Below are 15,496 nucleotides of genomic sequence, written 5' to 3'. Positions count from 1 at the left end.
GGCTTGCACGCGACTTGTCGCGTGCGATCCGGTCTCCTTACCATCTGGCCGCGCGGTTCCGTGACTCCATGATTCTGTGACTCCCTGACACCCCTCTCTCGCATGGACGCGCAAATTCCACTTCTACCGCCGCAAGGGAATCGCCGTCGTGCGCGCACGCCATTTCGCCCCATTGCTCGTCCTCTGCATTTCCCTGACCGGATCCGGATGCGGCGGCGGCGAGGAACCCGAGGCGGCGAGCGACAGCCCGCCGCCGACCGCGGCGGAGATCGCGTACTACGACTGCTTGAAGAAGCAGGGCGTGGACATCGTCCACACGGATTACGGGGCGCCGCGCGAGGACAAGTCGAAGCCGTGGAACGAAAAGGCGCATACGGCGTGTGAGTCGCTCGTTCCGCCGCCGCCGCCGGAGCCGGTGCCGGCGAGTCCCGAGCGGCTGGCGGCGGCGCGGAAGGAATCCGCGTGCCTGCGTGCCGAAGGGGTCTCCTGGTACCCGGATCCGGACCCGGTCACCGGCGAGATCAGCCAGGAGGGCGTCGGCGCGGAGCGGTGGTCCGCGTTGAAGCGGGAGCACGGTGACGCCTTGCGGACATGCCGGCCGGCGAGATGAGGGGGCGGCGGGTGGTGCTCGGGGTCGTGGGCGGGGCCGCGCTGATGGCGGTCGGGGGGTTGCTGGCCACGGCGGTGGTGAAGTCCCCGGCGCAGGTGGCGGCGGAGACCGGGCCGCCGGCCCAGGGGGTACTGACCGCCGAGGTGGAGCGGCGGGTGCTCGCGGAGACGGTGGTGATGCGGGGGACGGTGGTCGCGGACCAGAGCGTGGCGGTGTCCCCGCCGGGCACGGCCGTGGTGACCAAGCTGCCGCTGAAGGCCGGGGACCCGGTCAGGGCGGGGCAGCTGCTCGCCGAGGTTTCGGGACGGCCGGTGTTCGCGCTGCACGGCCCCCTGCCGATGTACCGGGACCTCAAGCCCGGGGCGACCGGCGACGACGTCGCCCAGGTGCAGCGGGCGCTGCGCGAGCTGGGCCACGGTACGGGCCCGGACCCGAGCGGGGTGTTCGGCCCGGGCACGAAGGCCGCGCTCGTCGCGCGCTACCGCGCCATCGGGTACACCCCGCTCCCCGCCGTCCCGGACGGCCCCGCCACCCTGAAGACCGCCCGCGACGCGGTCCGCGCGGCGGAACGAACCCTGGAGGACACCCTCCGCTCCACCGACCACTCCGCCGACCGCTCCGCGGGTGGCTCCGCCGAAACCAGCCCCCCACCCGGGGGCCCTGGCTCCGCCGGGGGCTCGGCCAAAGCCGGAAGTTCGGGCACCGCCGGGGGCACGGCCACGGCCGGGGGCTCCGGCACCGCCGGGAAGTCGGACGGCGGGGTCGCAAGCCGCAGCGCGGCGGCTGCGGCGGACGCCGACCACGGCGGCGGCCCCGGCAGCGCCGTCACCGCCGCCCACTCCGGCCCCACCGGAGGTACGGCGACAGCCGGGGGCTCCGGCACCGCCGGAGGTGCGGCCACGGGCGGGGGTTCCGGCGGCGCCGGGGGGTGGGAGGTGGAGCGGGCGCGGGAGGTGTTGGGGGAGGCGCGGGACGGGCTGGCGGCGGTGGAGGCCGCTGACGGGCCGATGCTGCCCGCCGCCGAGGCCGTGTTCCTCAGGGGGTTCCCGGCCCGCGTCGGCGCGGTCGGCGCGCAGGTCGGCGCCACCGTGTCCGGGCCGGTGCTGACCCTGTCCGCCGGGGAGCTCGTCGTAGAGGCGTACCTCAAGGACGACAAGAGGCAGCTGCTCCGCCCCGGGATGCCGGTGGTGATCTCCTCCGAGCTCGCCGGCAGCGATACCCGGGGCAAGGTGGCGGTGGTCGCCGCCGAGCGGTCCAACGCCCAACCCGCGCAACCCGGCCAACCCGGCCAGCCCGACCCTCAGCAACAGCAGCCGCAGCAATCCGGGTTCCGGATGGTCGTCCGCGCCGACGACCCGCTCCCCGCCGCCTTCGCCGGCCAGGACGTCCGGCTGACCGTCGAGTCCGCCGCCACCGACGGCGAGGCCCTCGTGGTCCCGGTCACCGCGGTCTCCGCCGGCGCGGACGGGCGTACCGTCGTCACCGCCCAGGCCGGCGACGGCACGCGGCGGCGGATCGAGGTCCGTACCGGCACCAGCGGCGACGGCTTCGTGGCCGTCGCCCCCGTCCAGGCCGGCTCCCTCGCGCCCGGGACGAGGGTGGTCGTCGGGATCGCGCCCAAGGGGGCGGCGAAGTGAGGAGCGACGACGGCGACACCCCCGTCATCGAGTTCCGCGGCGTCGCGCTCACCTACCCCGGGCCCCCGCCCGTCAGGGCCCTGCACCCCTGCGACCTCCTCGTACGGCGCGGCGAGTTCGTCACCGTCGTCGGCCCCTCCGGCTCCGGCAAGTCCACCTTCCTCAACATCGCCGGACTGCTCGATTCCGCGACCGCCGGCCGCTACCTCCTCGACGGCATCGACACCGCGGCCCTGCCCGACCGCCGCCGCACCGCCCTGCGCGGCCGCCGGATCGGCTTCGTCTTCCAGGCCTTCCACCTCCTCCCCCACCGCTCCGCCCTGGAGAACGTCGCCCTCGCCATGCTCTACACCGAAGTCCCGCGCGCGGAGCGCCTCGTACGCGCCCGCGAGGCCCTGGACCGGGTCGGGCTCGGGCACCGCGCCGCCGCCGTCCCCGGCCGGCTCTCCGGCGGCGAACGCCAGCGCGTGGCCATCGCCCGCGCACTCGTCGGGCGTCCCTCGCTGCTGCTCTGCGACGAGCCGACCGGGAATCTGGACTCCGCGAACGCCGCCTCCGTCCTCGCGCTGCTGGACGAGCTGCACCGCGCCGGCATGACCGTCCTCGTCATCACCCACGACCCCGAGGTCGCCGCCCGCGGCCACCGGACCATCACCCTCCACGACGGGCGGCTGTCCGCGTGAAACCCGCCGACGTGAAAACAGCCGACGTGAGCACCGCCCGAGCGAACCCGGCCCGACCGAACCCCGCCGGCGCGAACCCCGCCCGCCCCACCCGGCTGTCCGCCCGCGACACCCTCTCCGAGGCCCTCGCCGGCATCCTGCGCCGCCCCGGCCGGGCCGTGCTCACCGCCCTCGGCACCGTCCTCGGCGTCGGCAGCTTCGTGGCCGTGCTCGGCCTGACCGCCACCATCTCCTCCCAGATCGACGGCCGGTTCAACGTCCTGACCGCCACCGAGGTGACCGTCGAGGACGTCGCCACCCAGCACGACGAGTTCGCCGGCCCCGCCTTCCCCGCCGACGCCGAACAGCGGCTGCGCCAGGTCGCCGGCATCGCCCACGCCGGGGTGATGTGGACCGTACGGCTGGACCCGACGACCCCCATCGGCGCGCTGCCACCGGGCCCGGGCCCGGGCCCAGGGCCGGGCGGCGGCGGCGCCGGCCCCGGCACGGCGGGCGCCGGCTCGGGCGGCACCGCCGTGGTCGCCGCCTCCCCGGGAGCCGTCGCCGCCCTCGCGCCGACCCTCCAGCAGGGCAGGCTCTACGACGAGTTCGCCGAGCGGAGCCGCCAGCGCGTCGCCCTCGTCGGCAGCGGAGTCGCGGAACGCCTCGGCATCACCACCCTCGCCACGAATCCCGTCGTCCACATCGGCCAGGAGCCGTTCACCGTGGCCGGGATCATCGCCGACGTCGAGCGCGAACCCGAGCACCTGCTCTCCGTGCTGGTCCCCCGCTCCACCGCCGAGGAGCTGTGGGGGCCGCCCGGGCCCTCCGGCGCGAGCATGCTGATCGACACCGAACTCGGCGCCGCCCGCCAGGTCGCCGAACTCGTCCCACTGGCCCTGCGCCCCGACCACCCCGAGTATCTGAAGGCCGTTCCGCCGCCCGACCCCCGGATGCTGCGCTCCGGGGTCACCTCCGACCTGAGCGCGCTGTTCCTGCTGCTCGCCGGGATCTGCCTGGTCATCGGTGCGGTCGGCATCGCGAACACCACCCTGGTCGCCGTCCTGGAGCGGACCGGGGAGATCGGGCTGCGCCGCGCGCTCGGCGCCCGGGGACGGCACGTGTCGGCGCAGTTCCTCACCGAGTCCGCCGCCCTGGGCGGCCTCGGCGGCCTGGTCGGCACCGCCCTCGGCGAGCTCACCGTCGTCGCGGTGGCCCTCGTCCGCGACTGGACCCCGGTGATCCACCCGGCCACGGTCGTGGCGGCCCCGCTCGCCGGGCTGGTCACGGGGCTGCTGGCCGGTCTCCATCCCGCCTGGCGGGCGGCCCGTATCGAACCGGCGGAGGCTTTGCGAAGATAGCGGGGTCGCGTCCGACCGACTGGCCCGCTGGAGGTGATGGTCCCGTGATCACCGAGCCGTACGAGGAGCAGGGCGCCGGCGACCCCACCGCGGTCCCGGCGGCCGCCGGGCTCGCCCTCCTCGCGCTCGGCGGCTGGCTCCTGGCCACCGCCCGCCCCTGGCAGCGACCGGCGCACCCCGTCGCGCTCGGCCTGGGCTGGACGGCGTCGGCGGCCCTGCTGGTGTGCGGGCTGGTACTGCTGGCCCGCTGCGCGCGTACGGTGCACGAAGACCCGTACACCCCCGCCGAAGCAGCGGGCCACTCCGGGGAACCCCGACCCGACCCGCTCCCTGAAACCCTTAACCCTTAGGGCCCTTAACCCTTCTCAGGCCTTCGGGGCCACCTTCGAGAGGCCGTTGATGATGCGGTCCATCGCGTCGCCGCCTGTCGGGTCGGTCAGGTTGGCCAGCATCTTCAGCGTGAACTTCATCAGCACCGGGTGCGTCAGGCCACGCTGCGTGGCCACCTTCATGACCTTCGGGTTGCCGATCAGCTTCACGAAGGCCCGGCCCAGCGTGTAGTAGCCGCCGTAGGTCTCCTTGAGCACCTTCGGGTAGGAGTGGAGGGCGAGTTCACGCTGCGCCGGGGTGGCGCGGGCGTGGGCCTGCACGATGACGTCCGCCGCGATCTGGCCGGACTCCATCGCGTAGGCGATGCCCTCGCCGTTGAACGGGTTGACGAGCCCGCCCGCGTCACCGACCAGCAGCAGGCCCTTGGTGTAGTGCGGCTGCCGGTTGAAGGCCATCGGCAGGGCCGCGCCGCGGATCGGCTGCGTCATGTTCTCCGGGGTGTAGCCCCAGTCCTCCGGCATCGAGGCGCACCAGGCCTTGAGGACCTCGCGCCAGTCCAGCTCCTTGAAGGCGGCCGAGGAGTTGAGGATGCCGAGGCCGACGTTGGAGGTGCCGTCGCCCATGCCGAAGATCCAGCCGTAGCCGGGCAGCAGCCGGTCCTGCGCTCCGCGCCGGTCCCACAGCTCCAGCCAGGACTCCAGGTAGTCGTCGTCGTGCCGGGGGGAGGTGAAGTAGGTGCGTACGGCCACGCCCATCGGGCGGTCCTCACGGCGGTGCAGGCCCATCGCCAGGGAGAGGCGGGAGGAGTTGCCGTCGGCCGCGACGACCAGCGGGGCGCTGAAGGTGACCGGGGTCTTCTCCTCGCCCAGCTTCGCCTGCACGCCGGTGATGTGCCCCGTGCGCGGGTCGCGGACCGGCTCGCCGACGTTGCAGCGCTCGTAGAGGCGTGCGCCGGCCTTCTGCGCCTGCCGGGCCAGGGTCTCGTCGAAGTCGTCGCGCTTGCGGACGAGTCCGTAGTCCGGGAAAGAGGCGAGTTCCGGCCAGTCCAGCTGGAGCCGCTGCCCGCCGCCGATGATCCGCAGGCCCTTGTTGCGCAGCCAGCCGGCCTCTTCGGAGATGTCGATGCCCATCGCGACCAGCTGCTTGGTGGCGCGCGGGGTCAGGCCGTCACCGCACACCTTTTCGCGCGGAAACGCCGTCTTCTCCAGGAGCAGGACGTCCAGTCCCGCCTTGGCGAGGTAGTAGGCGGTGGTGGAGCCGGCGGGCCCGGCCCCGACGACGATCACATCCGCGGAGTGTTCGGAGAGGGGCTCGGTCACTGCGGGGTCTCCCGAAGGCTCGATAAAGGGTGCCCAACGGCACAGGACATGGCGCAGTCTATGCAGCGATAGAGATCGCGATCAGAAGGGCTGCCCCGATGACCCCCTCGCCTAGCTCGCCGACCCGGCCGCTCCCCGCCGTACAGCTCCGCGTGCCCACCGACGAGGACGCACACGCCTGGCACCGCGTCTTCGCCGACCCGGACGTCATGGAGTTCCTGGGCGGCCCGGCCGAGCTGTCCGCGTACGAGGAGTTCACGGCGCGCCAGCGCATGCACGACGCGCAGCTCGGCTACTGCCTGTGGACCCTGCTGGACGGGGACGGCGCGGTGATCGGCTTCACCGGCGCGCAGCCGTGGCCCCGGGAGAAGGAGTGGGGGCCGGTCGGGGAGATCGAGATCGGGTGGCGGCTGGGGCGTTCCGCGTGGGGGCGGGGGTATGCGTATGCGGCTGCGTTGGCCACGCTGGGGCGGGTGCGGGAGGCGGGTGTGCCGCGGGTGGTGGCGATGATCAACGACGAGAACGTCCGCTCGATAGCCGTGGCCGAGCGGTTGGGCATGACCCTTGCCGAGCGGTTCCTTCTGCCGGGGGGCAGCCGTTACGGCCGCCGGTATGAGCTGGCGCTCGACCAAGGCTGAGGGGGGCGGCCGCTGCGCGGAGCTGCTCCCCGCCCCGCCCTTTCTCCGTTTCCGGGGGCGGAGCCCCCGGCAACGGCGCCGCACGGCAGCGTCAGAAGACGGACAGGCCCGTCAGGGTCGTGAAGCGGTCCAGGGCGGCCACACCCGCAACGGAGTTGCCCTGGGGGTCCAGGCCGGGGCTCCATACCGACAGGACGCACCGGCCCGGGACGACCGCGACGATGCCGCCGCCCACGCCGCTCTTGCCGGGCAGTCCGACGCGGTACGCGAACTCCCCCGCCGCGTCGTACGTCCCACAGGTCAGCATCACCGCGTTGACCTGCTTCGCCTCGCTCCGCGTCAACAGCCGCGAGCCGTCCGTGCGCAGCCCGTGCCGGGCCAGGAAACGCCCGGCGCGGGCCAGGTCGGCGCAGCTCATCTCGATGGAGCACTGCCAGAAGTAGTGGTCCAGCAGCGTCGGCACCGGGTTGTCGATGTTCCCGTACGAGGCCATGAAGTGGGCCACGGCCGCGTTGCGGTCCCCGTGCTCGTGTTCGGAGGCGGCCACCTCGGCGTCGAAGCCGACGTCCGGGTTCCCGCTCTCCTCCCGCAGGAACCGCAGCAGTTCGCTGCTCGCGTCACCCGTCAGGGTCTGGAGCCGGTCTGTGACGACGAGCGCGCCCGCGTTGATGAACGGGTTGCGCGGGATGCCGTTCTCGTACTCCAGCTGCACGAGCGAGTTGAACGGGTTGCCGGAGGGCTCCCGGCCCACCCGCTCCCACAGGCTGTCGCCGCCCTCGGCCAGCGCCAGGGCCAGCGCGAACACCTTGGTGATGGACTGGGTGGAGAACGGAACCTGCCAGTCCCCGACCCCGAAGACGTTGCCGTCGAGGTCGGCGACCGCCATCCCGAACTTCCCCGGGTCCACGGTCGCGAGCGCCGGGATGTACTCGGCGGGCGTGCCGCTGCCCACCAGCGGGGCAATGTCGGCCTCGATCCGGCGCAGCACCGCCCCGTAGTCGAAAGTCGCGGCGTCCACCGGTGGTTACTTCTTGGTGCCGCGGTGCAGCGCCACGATGCCGCCGCTCAGGTCGCGCCACGCCACCTTCGACCAGCCGGCCTTCTGCAGCAGCGCGGCCAGTGCCGGCTGGTCGGGCCACTCGCGGATGGACTCGGCGAGGTACACGTACGCGTCGGGGTTGGAGGACACCGCCCGGGCCACCGGCGGCAGCGCGCGCATCAGGTACTCCATGTACACCGTGCGGAACGGCGCCCAGGTGGGCTGCGAGAACTCGCAGATCACGACCTGCCCGCCGGGCTTGGTCACCCGGTACAGCTCGCGCAGGGCGGCGTCGGTGTCCTGGACGTTGCGCAGCCCGAAGGAGATCGTCACGGTGTCGAAGACGTCGTCCTTGAACGGCAGCTTCGTCGCGTCGCCCGCGGTCAGCGGGAGCCAGGGGTTGCGCTTCTTGCCCTCGCGGAGCATGCCGAGGGAGAAGTCGCAGGGGACGACGTACGCGCCGGTCGCGGCGAAGGGCAGCGAGGAGGTCGCGGTCCCGGCGGCCAGGTCGAGCACCTTCTGCGCGGGGCGCGCGCCGACCGCCTTGGCGACCTCCTTGCGCCACAGCCGGGCCTGGCCGAGGGAGAGGACGTCGTTGGTGAGGTCGTAATTCGCCGCCACACCGTCGAACATGGAGGCGACTTCGTGCGGCTGCTTGTCCAGGGAGGCCCTTGTCACTGGCGGTTCGCCCCTCGGTGTCGGTGTGCGATGCGGATCGGCGGATACGGAGCCATCCTCTCAGGCCCGGCCCCCCACCCGGCCCCCGCCCGGCCCCCAGCTGGCCCCCGCCCGGTCCCCCGCGCCCGGAACTGGCCCGAAGGACAGTTACGCGGGACGACGCGCGCCCCGTTGACTGGCCTGCGGACGGCCGGGTGGCAGGGTGGCGGGTGGTGATCATCCGCACCGGTACGGGCGCCTCCGCCCCGGGTCACATACGGTGGCCTCCCTGAACAAAGGGCTTCACACCATGCCGGCAGGCCATTCCACCGGTCGCTCACGCACCCGCTCCCGCACGCCCCTCAGCCCGCGCGCCCGGCGCCGGGCGGCAGAGCGGCGCAAGCGGCTCCGCCGTACGGTCATCAGCTCGGCGGTGCTGATCGCGCTCACGGGGACCGCGTACGCCCTGGCCCCGGAGGACGGGATCTCGACGGTCGCGGACGGCCGCGGGGCCGGGGGCCCGGGTGCGGACCCGCGGAAGTCCCCGGCGAGCGGCGGCACGGGCGGGGGCGGGGCCCCGGCCGCCCAGGGCGGCAAGCGGAAGGCCTCGGCCGCGCCCTCGTCCTCCTCGCACGCCGCCCCGGATTCCGCCTCGCCGCCCGCCGCCAGTCCGTCCGGCAACCCGTCGCCGGCGTCCTCGGCGTCCGTTCCCGCGGCGGGCCCGGGGACCTTCGGCGCGTCCTCGGCGTCCGGGCAGCCGCAGGGCAAGGGCCCCGTACGCCGCTGGCGGGTCGAGGTCGAGGAGGGCAGCGGGGTCGATCCGAACGCCGCCGCCAAGGCGGTGGAGGCGATCCTCGGGGACGAGCGGGGCTGGATCAGGGACCCGGCGTACGGCTTCCAGCTGGCCGGGCCCGGGCAGCCGGTGGACTTCACGGTGAAGATCGCCACCCCCACGACCACCGACCGGCTGTGCGAGGTGGTCACCCCCGAGCTCGTCGGTGAGACCAACTGCCGCGCCGGCCACGACGTCGTCGTCAACCTCAAGCGCTGGCAGGAGGGATCACCGCAGTTCAAGGGCCCGGTGGAGGAGTACCGGGCGCTGATCGTCAACCACGAGGTGGGACACGAGCTCGGCCACGAACACGAGACCTGTCCGGGCCCGGGCAAGCCCGCCCCGGCGATGATGCAGCAGATCAAGGGGCTGCTCGGCTGCACGGCGAACGCCTGGCCTTTCGACCGGAGCGGAACTTATCTGGCGGGCCCGCACGTCCCTTAGGCAGGAGCCGATGCCCAGGATCAGCCGCCGAGTTGATCGCCCGGGGCCGGCCGGGGGGTGAGGAGTGAACACCGTGCGCGTCGTCAGCTTCACCGTGCCCGCCTGGTTCCCCTCGCCGGACCCGGCCGGGCCGCCGCTCCGGGAGGAAGCGCAGCTCACGGAGCAGGAGTCGGCCGTGTTCCGCTGCCTGGCCACCGGCGCCTCGAACGCGGAACTCGCCGCCGAACTCCTGCTGTCCGTCAGCACGGTGAAGTTCCACGTGGGCAACATACGGGCCAAACTGGGCGGTATCAGCCGCCTGCAGGCCTGCCTGCTCGCCGCCCTCGCCCGAGAGGGCGCGAACGACGTGACCGAGGTGACCGAGGTGACGGACGTGACCGACGTACGGCCCCCGGAACCGCTCAGCGGCGGCGGTGCAGCAGACGTCCGCCGATGACGGTGGCCACGCAGGTGGCCGTGCCCCGCGCCGCCAGCTCCGCCAGGTCCGCGACGGCGAACGCCGCGAAGCGGGCCGGTGCGCCCGGCTCCAGGACCCCGTGGAAGGCCTCCTCCACCGACTCCCGCCCGGCGAGAGGGTCCAGGGAGGGGGCGGAGGGCTCCCGCGCCCCGGCACCGGCCTGGGCGGGAGGAAGGATCGTCAGCCCCGAACGGGCCACAGCCGTCCGCACCGCCGGGATCGCGAACCGGCCCGCCACCGCCACCACCCCGCGGGCCAGCAGCTTCTGCGTCCCGCGCCGGGCGCTGTGGCCCCAGCGGACCTCGGTCAGCTTGAGGTCGGCCAGCGCCGCGTCCTCGCTGATCGGGTCCGCGCCCAGCTCGGTGACCTCGTAGGGGTCGTCCGGGTAGTACGTCCGCTCCAGCAGCACGTCCCCGTCGCGCACCCACAGCCCCGGCGTCAGCACCCCGGGCCAGCGGCGGACCCGCGCGTGCGGGCAGGCCGCCGCGAGCTCCTCGTACGGGCCCACCCGGCTGATCCGGTCGCCCTCGACGAGCACCGCGCCGCCGGGCAGCGGCGCGGAACCCGGTCCGGGTCCGGGTCCGGGTCCGGGTTTGGGTCCGGGTCCCGGTCCGGGGACGAGGAGTTCGGCGGTGTGCAGCGTCAGCATCGATCGAGCGTCAGTTCGTGGAGATGAGCTTCAGCTCGGGGTGCGCCGTACCGCCTGCGATCGCGGTTGAGGAGATGTGCGAGACCACGCGGTCGTCGACCGGGTCGTTCGCCGGGTCGTCGTGCACGAGGAGGTGCTCGTACGTCGTCGCGCGCTGCGCCGGGGTACGGCCCGCCTTGCGGATCAGGTCGATGATCTCCTGGCGGTTCGAGCGGTGCTTGGCGCCGGCCGAGGAGACCACGTTCTCCTCCAGCATGATCGAGCCGAGGTCGTCCGCGCCGTAGTGCAGCGAGAGCTGGCCCGCCTCCTTGCCGACGGTCAGCCAGGAGCCCTGGATGTGGGCGATGTTGTCGAGGAAGAGCCGCGCGATGGCGATCATGCGCAGGTACTCGAACACCGTCGCCTGGGTCCGGCCCTTGAGGTGGTTGTTCTCGGGCTGGTACGTGTAGGGGATGAAGGCGCGGAAGCCGCCGCTGCGGTCCTGCGTGTCCCGGATCATCGCGATGTGCTCGATGCGCTCGGCGTTGGTCTCGCCGGTGCCCATCAGCATGGTGGAGGTGGACTCCACGCCCAGCTTGTGGGCGATCTCCATGATCTCCAGCCAGCGCTCGCCGGACTCCTTGAGCGGGGCGATCGCCTTGCGCGGCCGGGCCGGCAGCAGTTCGGCGCCGGCGCCCGCGAAGGAGTCGAGGCCGGCGGCGTGGATGCGCTGGATGGCCTCCTCCGCCGAGACGCCCGAGATCCGGGCCATGTGCTCGACCTCGGACGCGCCGAGGGAGTGGATGACCAGCTGCGGGAACGCCTGCTTGATGGCGGCGAAGTGGTGCTCGTAGTACTCGACGCCGTAGTCCGGGTGGTGCCCGCCCTGGAACATGATCTGCGTGCCGCCGAGCTCGACGGTCTCCGCGCAGCGGCGCAGGATGTCGTCGAGGTCGCGGGACCAGCCCTTCTTGGTGTCCTTCGGGGCCGCGTAGAAGGCGCAGAACTTGCACGCCGTCACGCACACGTTCGTGTAGTTGATGTTGCGCTCGATGATGTACGTCGCGATGTGCTCGGTACCGGCGTAGCGGCGGCGGCGCACCGCGTCGGCGGCCTGGCCGAGCGCGTGCAGCGGGGCGTGCCGGTAGAGGTCGAGCGCCTCTTCCTTGGTGATCCGGCCCCCCGCGGCGGCGCGGTCGAGGACAGACTGGAGAACGGCCTGGTCGGTCACCGGTGCGTCACCTTTCGGCGGTGTGTCAAGAGGTACGGACCGATCCAGCCTACGCCAGCGGCCTTCGGCGGCGATCACGGGATACGGGTCAGGTCGCCCTCGGGGTTTCCTGCCGGAGCGTCACCCGATTTGTAGTGCAGGGTCCCGTTCTCTTTGAGGGTGAAGCGCTCGTCGGCGGAGCCGTTGGAGCAGATGCCCGGCGCCGGGTTGGGGCCGCCGGAGGTGTCCAGCACGAGGGAGCGGTCGGTGGCGGAGGCGAGCTTCCAGTCGCCGCTGCAGTCCGTGCCGAGGATGGGGAGGACCGACTTGTCGCGTGCGACGGTCTCGCCCACCTTGCCCGCCTTGATGGTGATCTCGAACTCGCTGGCGACGCCCATCCGGGCGGTGGTTACCGTTCCCTTCCAGGTGCCGGTGAGTTCCTTGGGCACGTCGTTCCGGGTGCCCTTGGCGCTGCCGCTCGGGGTGGCGGCGGACGGGGTCGCGCCCGGAGCCGGAGCCGAGGCGGAGGGCTTCGGACCGCCGTCGGCCAGGTCCCGCTCCTTGCCGCTCTGGCCGGGCAGCAGCCCCATCCCGTACAGCCCGCCGGACAGCGCGGCCAGGACGGCGGCCGCGGCGAGCACGAGGGTGCAGCTGAACCGGCGCCCGGCGGCGGTCACGCTCACCTGCCGCCCGTCGGGCGCGGTCCGCGGGCCCGGTACCCCGCCGCCCGCCGTCTCGGTGGGCGAGCCATAGGGACCGGCAGCCGGCCGACCGTACGGACCCGCCGTCCAGGCCTGCGCGCCGGAGGCATCCGCAGGCGGCGGCCCGTAGGGCCCTCCCGACCCTCCCGGCCCGGAGGTCGGCGCGTCGGCGGGCCCGAATCCGCCCGCCGCGCCCCCGTACGACGGAGCCGTGAACGGCACGGGCCCCGAGGGAAATTCGACGCCGGCCCCGGAGCCGGGCCCCGGGCCGAAGCCGGAGCCGGGCCCGGAGCCCGAGCCCGAGCCCGAGCCGGAGCCGGGGCCGAAGTTGGAGCCGGGGCCGAAGTTGGAGCCGGGCCTCGGGCCGGGGCCGGAGCGGGGCCCCGAGCCGGAGCCCGAGCCGGAACCAGGCCCGGAGCCGGAGCCGGAGCCGGGTCCGGCTTCGTACGCCGCCGAGCCGATCTCCGTACCGCCCTCGGAGGAATCGGCGTCCAGGTCCAGCAGTGCCACGGCGGCCCGGCTGGCCTCCTCGACCAGGGGCGCGGGCAGCCAGCCGGGGGCGCCGAGCGCGCCGCCGAGGGCCTCCGCCACGGCCTGCGGGGCCGGCCGGTCGGCGGCCGCCTTGGCCAGGCAGGCGGCGATCAGCTCCCGCAGTTCCCCGGACGGGATCCCGCCGAGCTCGGGCGGCTCGTGGACCACCTTGTAGAGGAGGGTCGCCGAGTTGTCCCCGGTGAAGGGCGGCCGCCCGCTCGCGGCGAAGGCCAGGACCGCGCCGAGCGAGAACACGTCGGCGGCGCCGGTGACGCCCTTGCCCAGGATCTGCTCGGGCGACATGTAGCCGGGCGAGCCGACGGAGACCCCGGTGGAGGTCAGCGAGGCGGTGCCGTCCGTGGCGCGGGCGATCCCGAAGTCGATGAGCCGGGGCCCGTCGAGGGTCAGCATCACGTTCGACGGCTTCACGTCCCGGTGGACGAGGCCCAGCCGGTGCACCGCCACCAGGGCGCGGGCCAGCCCGGCGCCGACGGCCCGTACCGAGGCCTCCGGCAGCGGACCGTGGGCGGCCACCGCGCGGTCCAGGGAGGGCCCCGCCACGTACCCGGTGGCCACCCACGGCACCGGAGCCTCCGGGTCCGCGTCCAGTACCGGCGCGGTCCACTCCCCGCCCACCCGCCGGGCGGCCTCGACCTCGCGGCGGAACCGGGCCCGGAACTCCTCGTCGGAGGCGAAATGCGGGTGCACGATCTTGACCGCGACCGTCCGGCCGCCGGCGCTGCGGCCGAGGTAGACGCGGCCCATGCCGCCCGCTCCGAGCCGGCCGAGCAGCCGGTACGCGCCGATGGTCCGCGGTTCGCCGGCTTCGAGCGGCTGCATCGCGTCCCCCTCCCCCGTGAGTCCGTCCGTTGTGGCTTTGGCCAAGCAGCACCTTAGGGGGGCACGGGAGGGAAAACGCCCGGTTACCGCGAATGCGGGGCAGCTCTCCCCACCCGCCCCGCAGGCCCCATCTGCATTCCGCTTCCCACCATGGGATTGCGAAAAGGGAACGAATTCACGGTAAACGGAATATTCACCGATTCCGCATGCGCGCCTGGGGGTGACCGGGCCGCGTCACCCCCAGGACATAAGCGCGATCAATGGCCCGGGGCGGCGACCTTCAGAAGCTCCACGGCGATGTCCGCGGGGTAGCCCGTGGTCGGTCCCGTGCGGCGCGCGAATTCCCGTACGCCGGCCAGCTGCTCGGGCCCGAACCGGAAGTCGAGCGTGGTGAAGTAGCGCTCCAGCAGCTCGGCGTCGAAGGCCTCCCAGCGGGCCGCCTGCTCGGCGACCTTGCCGACCTCCTCCAAGGAGACGTCCCGGGAGGCGAGGAACGCCTCGTGCACCTTGCTGACGACGGCGGGCTCGCGGGCCAGGTAGTCCTTGCGGGCGGCCCAGACGGCGAAGACGAACGGAAGCCCCGTCCACTCCTTCCACATCTGCCCCAGGTCGTGCACGGCGAGGCCGAGCCGGGGGGCGTCGTGCAGCGAGGCGCGCAGCGCGGCGTCGCCGATCAGCACCGCCGCGTCCGCCTCCTGCATCATCAGCCCCAGGTCAGGAGGGCAGGTGTAGTAATCGGGCCGCACCCCGTACTGCTCGGAGAGCAGCAGCTGGGCGAGGCGGACGGACGTCCGGGAGGTCGAACCGAGGGCCACGCGGGCGCCGTCCAGCTGCTCCAGGGGCACCTGGGAGACGATCACGCAGGACATCACGGGGCCGTCGCAGCCCACCGCGAGATCGGGGAACGCGACGAGCTGGTCGGCGTTGCGGAGGAACTCCACGAGGGTGATCGGGGCGATGTCGAGCTCCCCCCGGACCAGTCGCTCGCTCAGCTTCTCGGGAGTGTCCTTGGTCAGTTCCAGGTCCAGCAGCGTGCCGGTCCGGGCCAGCCCCCAGTAGAGGGGCAGGCAGTTCAGGAACTGGATGTGGCCGACACGGGGCCGGCTGCGATAGGCGTCCACATCGCGAGACTAGCCGCCGCGTCTTCGTCAGCCTTCCCGCGGGTCTCAAACGTCCGAGTGACGTGATCTTTCCCTCTGGTCTCGGCCGCAGGGTGCGTGCTAGGCTCGACGCAAGTTGCAGTTTGGTTTCCCTTGCAGTACGAGGCCTGCGGAGAATGTGACCCGCAGGCTTTTGTAGTTTTCAGACTTCTTAGCAGGTTCTGGAGCAGGGCGACCCTTTGGCCCATAGGAGGGCTCATGGCTACCGGAACCGTGAAGTGGTTCAACGCTGAAAAGGGCTTCGGCTTCATCGCCCAGGACGGCGGCGGCCCGGATGTCTTCGTCCACTACTCCGCGATCAACGCCTCTGGCTTCCGCTCCCTCGAGGAGAACCAGATGGTGAACTTCGACGTCACGCAGGGTCCGAAGGGCCCGCAGGCGGAGAACGTCACCCCGGCCTAGTCGCCTGGGCCAACCGGATCGCGGTTGGATTAGTAGTA

Annotated in this window: 16 protein-coding genes; 9 read left to right on the top strand and 7 right to left on the bottom strand. The window is 73.2% G+C overall.

The genetic code is table 11. From position 1 onward, the window contains the following. Positions 1-148 precede the first annotated feature (148 nt). The 5 genes from MTF65_RS18510 to MTF65_RS18485 are packed head-to-tail and all read left to right on the top strand — an operon-like array spanning position 149 to position 4,620. The gene (locus MTF65_RS18510) at positions 149-610 is read left to right on the top strand and encodes a hypothetical protein (protein ID WP_243630041.1); all 462 of its coding nucleotides are present in this window, start codon (positions 149-151) and stop codon (positions 608-610) included. An 11-nt stretch (positions 611-621) separates the two neighbouring features. After that, positions 622-2,247: a peptidoglycan-binding protein gene (locus MTF65_RS30310; RefSeq protein WP_308407187.1), complete on the top strand. Its 1,626-nt coding sequence runs from the start codon at positions 622-624 to the stop codon at positions 2,245-2,247. Then, on the top strand, positions 2,244-2,930 hold the full coding sequence (locus MTF65_RS18495; protein ID WP_243629844.1) for an ABC transporter ATP-binding protein: 687 nt from the start codon (positions 2,244-2,246) through the stop codon (positions 2,928-2,930). The genes MTF65_RS30310 and MTF65_RS18495 overlap by 4 nt, the downstream gene beginning before the upstream one ends. 26 nt (positions 2,931-2,956) lie before the next feature. Then, entirely contained in the window at positions 2,957-4,270 is a 1,314-nt protein-coding gene (locus MTF65_RS18490; protein ID WP_243629843.1) for an ABC transporter permease, read from the top strand. 44 nt (positions 4,271-4,314) lie between these two features. Beyond that, entirely contained in the window at positions 4,315-4,620 is a 306-nt protein-coding gene (locus MTF65_RS18485) for a hypothetical protein (RefSeq protein ID WP_243629842.1), read from the top strand. A gap of 15 nt (positions 4,621-4,635) precedes the next feature. Here MTF65_RS18485 and MTF65_RS18480 read toward each other — a convergent pair whose 3' ends face one another. Next, on the bottom strand, positions 4,636-5,919 hold the full coding sequence (locus MTF65_RS18480) for a geranylgeranyl reductase family protein (RefSeq protein WP_243629841.1): 1,284 nt from the start codon (positions 5,917-5,919) through the stop codon (positions 4,636-4,638). Between the two features lie 98 nt (positions 5,920-6,017). Here MTF65_RS18480 and MTF65_RS18475 point away from each other — a divergent pair, with 98 nt between their 5' ends. Next, the gene (locus tag MTF65_RS18475) at positions 6,018-6,557 is read left to right on the top strand and encodes a GNAT family N-acetyltransferase (protein ID WP_243629840.1); all 540 of its coding nucleotides are present in this window, start codon (positions 6,018-6,020) and stop codon (positions 6,555-6,557) included. A gap of 91 nt (positions 6,558-6,648) precedes the next feature. Here MTF65_RS18475 and MTF65_RS18470 read toward each other — a convergent pair whose 3' ends face one another. Then, positions 6,649-7,575 (bottom strand): glutaminase, encoded by a 927-nt coding sequence (locus MTF65_RS18470; RefSeq protein WP_243629839.1) that lies wholly within the window; start codon positions 7,573-7,575, stop codon positions 6,649-6,651. A gap of 6 nt (positions 7,576-7,581) precedes the next feature. Then, positions 7,582-8,274 carry a demethylmenaquinone methyltransferase gene (locus tag MTF65_RS18465; RefSeq protein WP_243629838.1) on the bottom strand — a complete coding sequence of 231 codons (693 nt, stop codon included), beginning with the start codon at positions 8,272-8,274 and terminating at the stop codon, positions 7,582-7,584. 289 nt (positions 8,275-8,563) lie between these two features. Between MTF65_RS18465 and MTF65_RS18460 the strand changes: the two genes are divergently transcribed. Both MTF65_RS18460 and MTF65_RS18455 read left to right on the top strand, forming a co-directional pair. After that, positions 8,564-9,529: a DUF3152 domain-containing protein gene (locus tag MTF65_RS18460; protein WP_243629837.1), complete on the top strand. Its 966-nt coding sequence runs from the start codon at positions 8,564-8,566 to the stop codon at positions 9,527-9,529. Positions 9,530-9,602: 73 nt separating this feature from the next. Beyond that, positions 9,603-9,965, top strand: a complete 363-nt coding sequence (locus MTF65_RS18455) for a helix-turn-helix transcriptional regulator (RefSeq protein ID WP_243629836.1) — start codon at positions 9,603-9,605, stop codon at positions 9,963-9,965. Here the strand turns inward: MTF65_RS18455 and MTF65_RS18450 are convergent. The 4 genes from MTF65_RS18450 to MTF65_RS18435 form a co-directional block, all read right to left on the bottom strand. Further along, positions 9,931-10,635 carry an imidazolonepropionase-like domain-containing protein gene (locus tag MTF65_RS18450; RefSeq protein WP_243629835.1) on the bottom strand — a complete coding sequence of 235 codons (705 nt, stop codon included), beginning with the start codon at positions 10,633-10,635 and terminating at the stop codon, positions 9,931-9,933. The genes MTF65_RS18455 and MTF65_RS18450 overlap by 35 nt on opposite strands. A gap of 10 nt (positions 10,636-10,645) precedes the next feature. Next, positions 10,646-11,845 (bottom strand): cyclic dehypoxanthinyl futalosine synthase, encoded by a 1,200-nt coding sequence (gene mqnC, locus MTF65_RS18445; protein WP_243629834.1) that lies wholly within the window; start codon positions 11,843-11,845, stop codon positions 10,646-10,648. 74 nt (positions 11,846-11,919) lie between these two features. Then, entirely contained in the window at positions 11,920-13,896 is a 1,977-nt protein-coding gene (locus MTF65_RS18440; protein ID WP_243629833.1) for a serine/threonine-protein kinase, read from the bottom strand. A 257-nt stretch (positions 13,897-14,153) separates the two neighbouring features. Continuing rightward, positions 14,154-15,017 carry a menaquinone biosynthetic enzyme MqnA/MqnD family protein gene (locus MTF65_RS18435; protein ID WP_243629832.1) on the bottom strand — a complete coding sequence of 288 codons (864 nt, stop codon included), beginning with the start codon at positions 15,015-15,017 and terminating at the stop codon, positions 14,154-14,156. Between the two features lie 237 nt (positions 15,018-15,254). Between MTF65_RS18435 and MTF65_RS18430 the strand changes: the two genes are divergently transcribed. Continuing rightward, positions 15,255-15,458 carry a cold-shock protein gene (locus MTF65_RS18430; protein ID WP_030162033.1) on the top strand — a complete coding sequence of 68 codons (204 nt, stop codon included), beginning with the start codon at positions 15,255-15,257 and terminating at the stop codon, positions 15,456-15,458. Positions 15,459-15,496: the final 38 nt, after the last annotated feature.

It is taken from the genome of Streptomyces sp. APSN-46.1 (assembly GCF_022815725.1).
Lineage (GTDB): Bacteria > Actinomycetota > Actinomycetes > Streptomycetales > Streptomycetaceae > Streptomyces.
Note: the sequence above shows the minus strand (reverse complement) of the source record. Positions and strands in the feature narration are given on the sequence as shown.

Bases quoted from the DNA above. Each gene is read 5' to 3' on its own strand.
- MTF65_RS18440 (WP_243629833.1), bottom strand. From the start codon at position 13,896: ATGCAGCCGCTCGAAGCCGGCGAACCGCGGACCATCGGCGCGTACCGG.
- MTF65_RS18430 (WP_030162033.1), top strand. From the start codon at position 15,255: ATGGCTACCGGAACCGTGAAGTGGTTCAACGCTGAAAAGGGCTTCGGC.
- MTF65_RS18475 (WP_243629840.1), top strand. From the start codon at position 6,018: ATGACCCCCTCGCCTAGCTCGCCGACCCGGCCGCTCCCCGCCGTACAG.
- MTF65_RS18450 (WP_243629835.1), bottom strand. From the start codon at position 10,635: ATGCTGACGCTGCACACCGCCGAACTCCTCGTCCCCGGACCGGGACCC.
- MTF65_RS18460 (WP_243629837.1), top strand. From the start codon at position 8,564: ATGCCGGCAGGCCATTCCACCGGTCGCTCACGCACCCGCTCCCGCACG.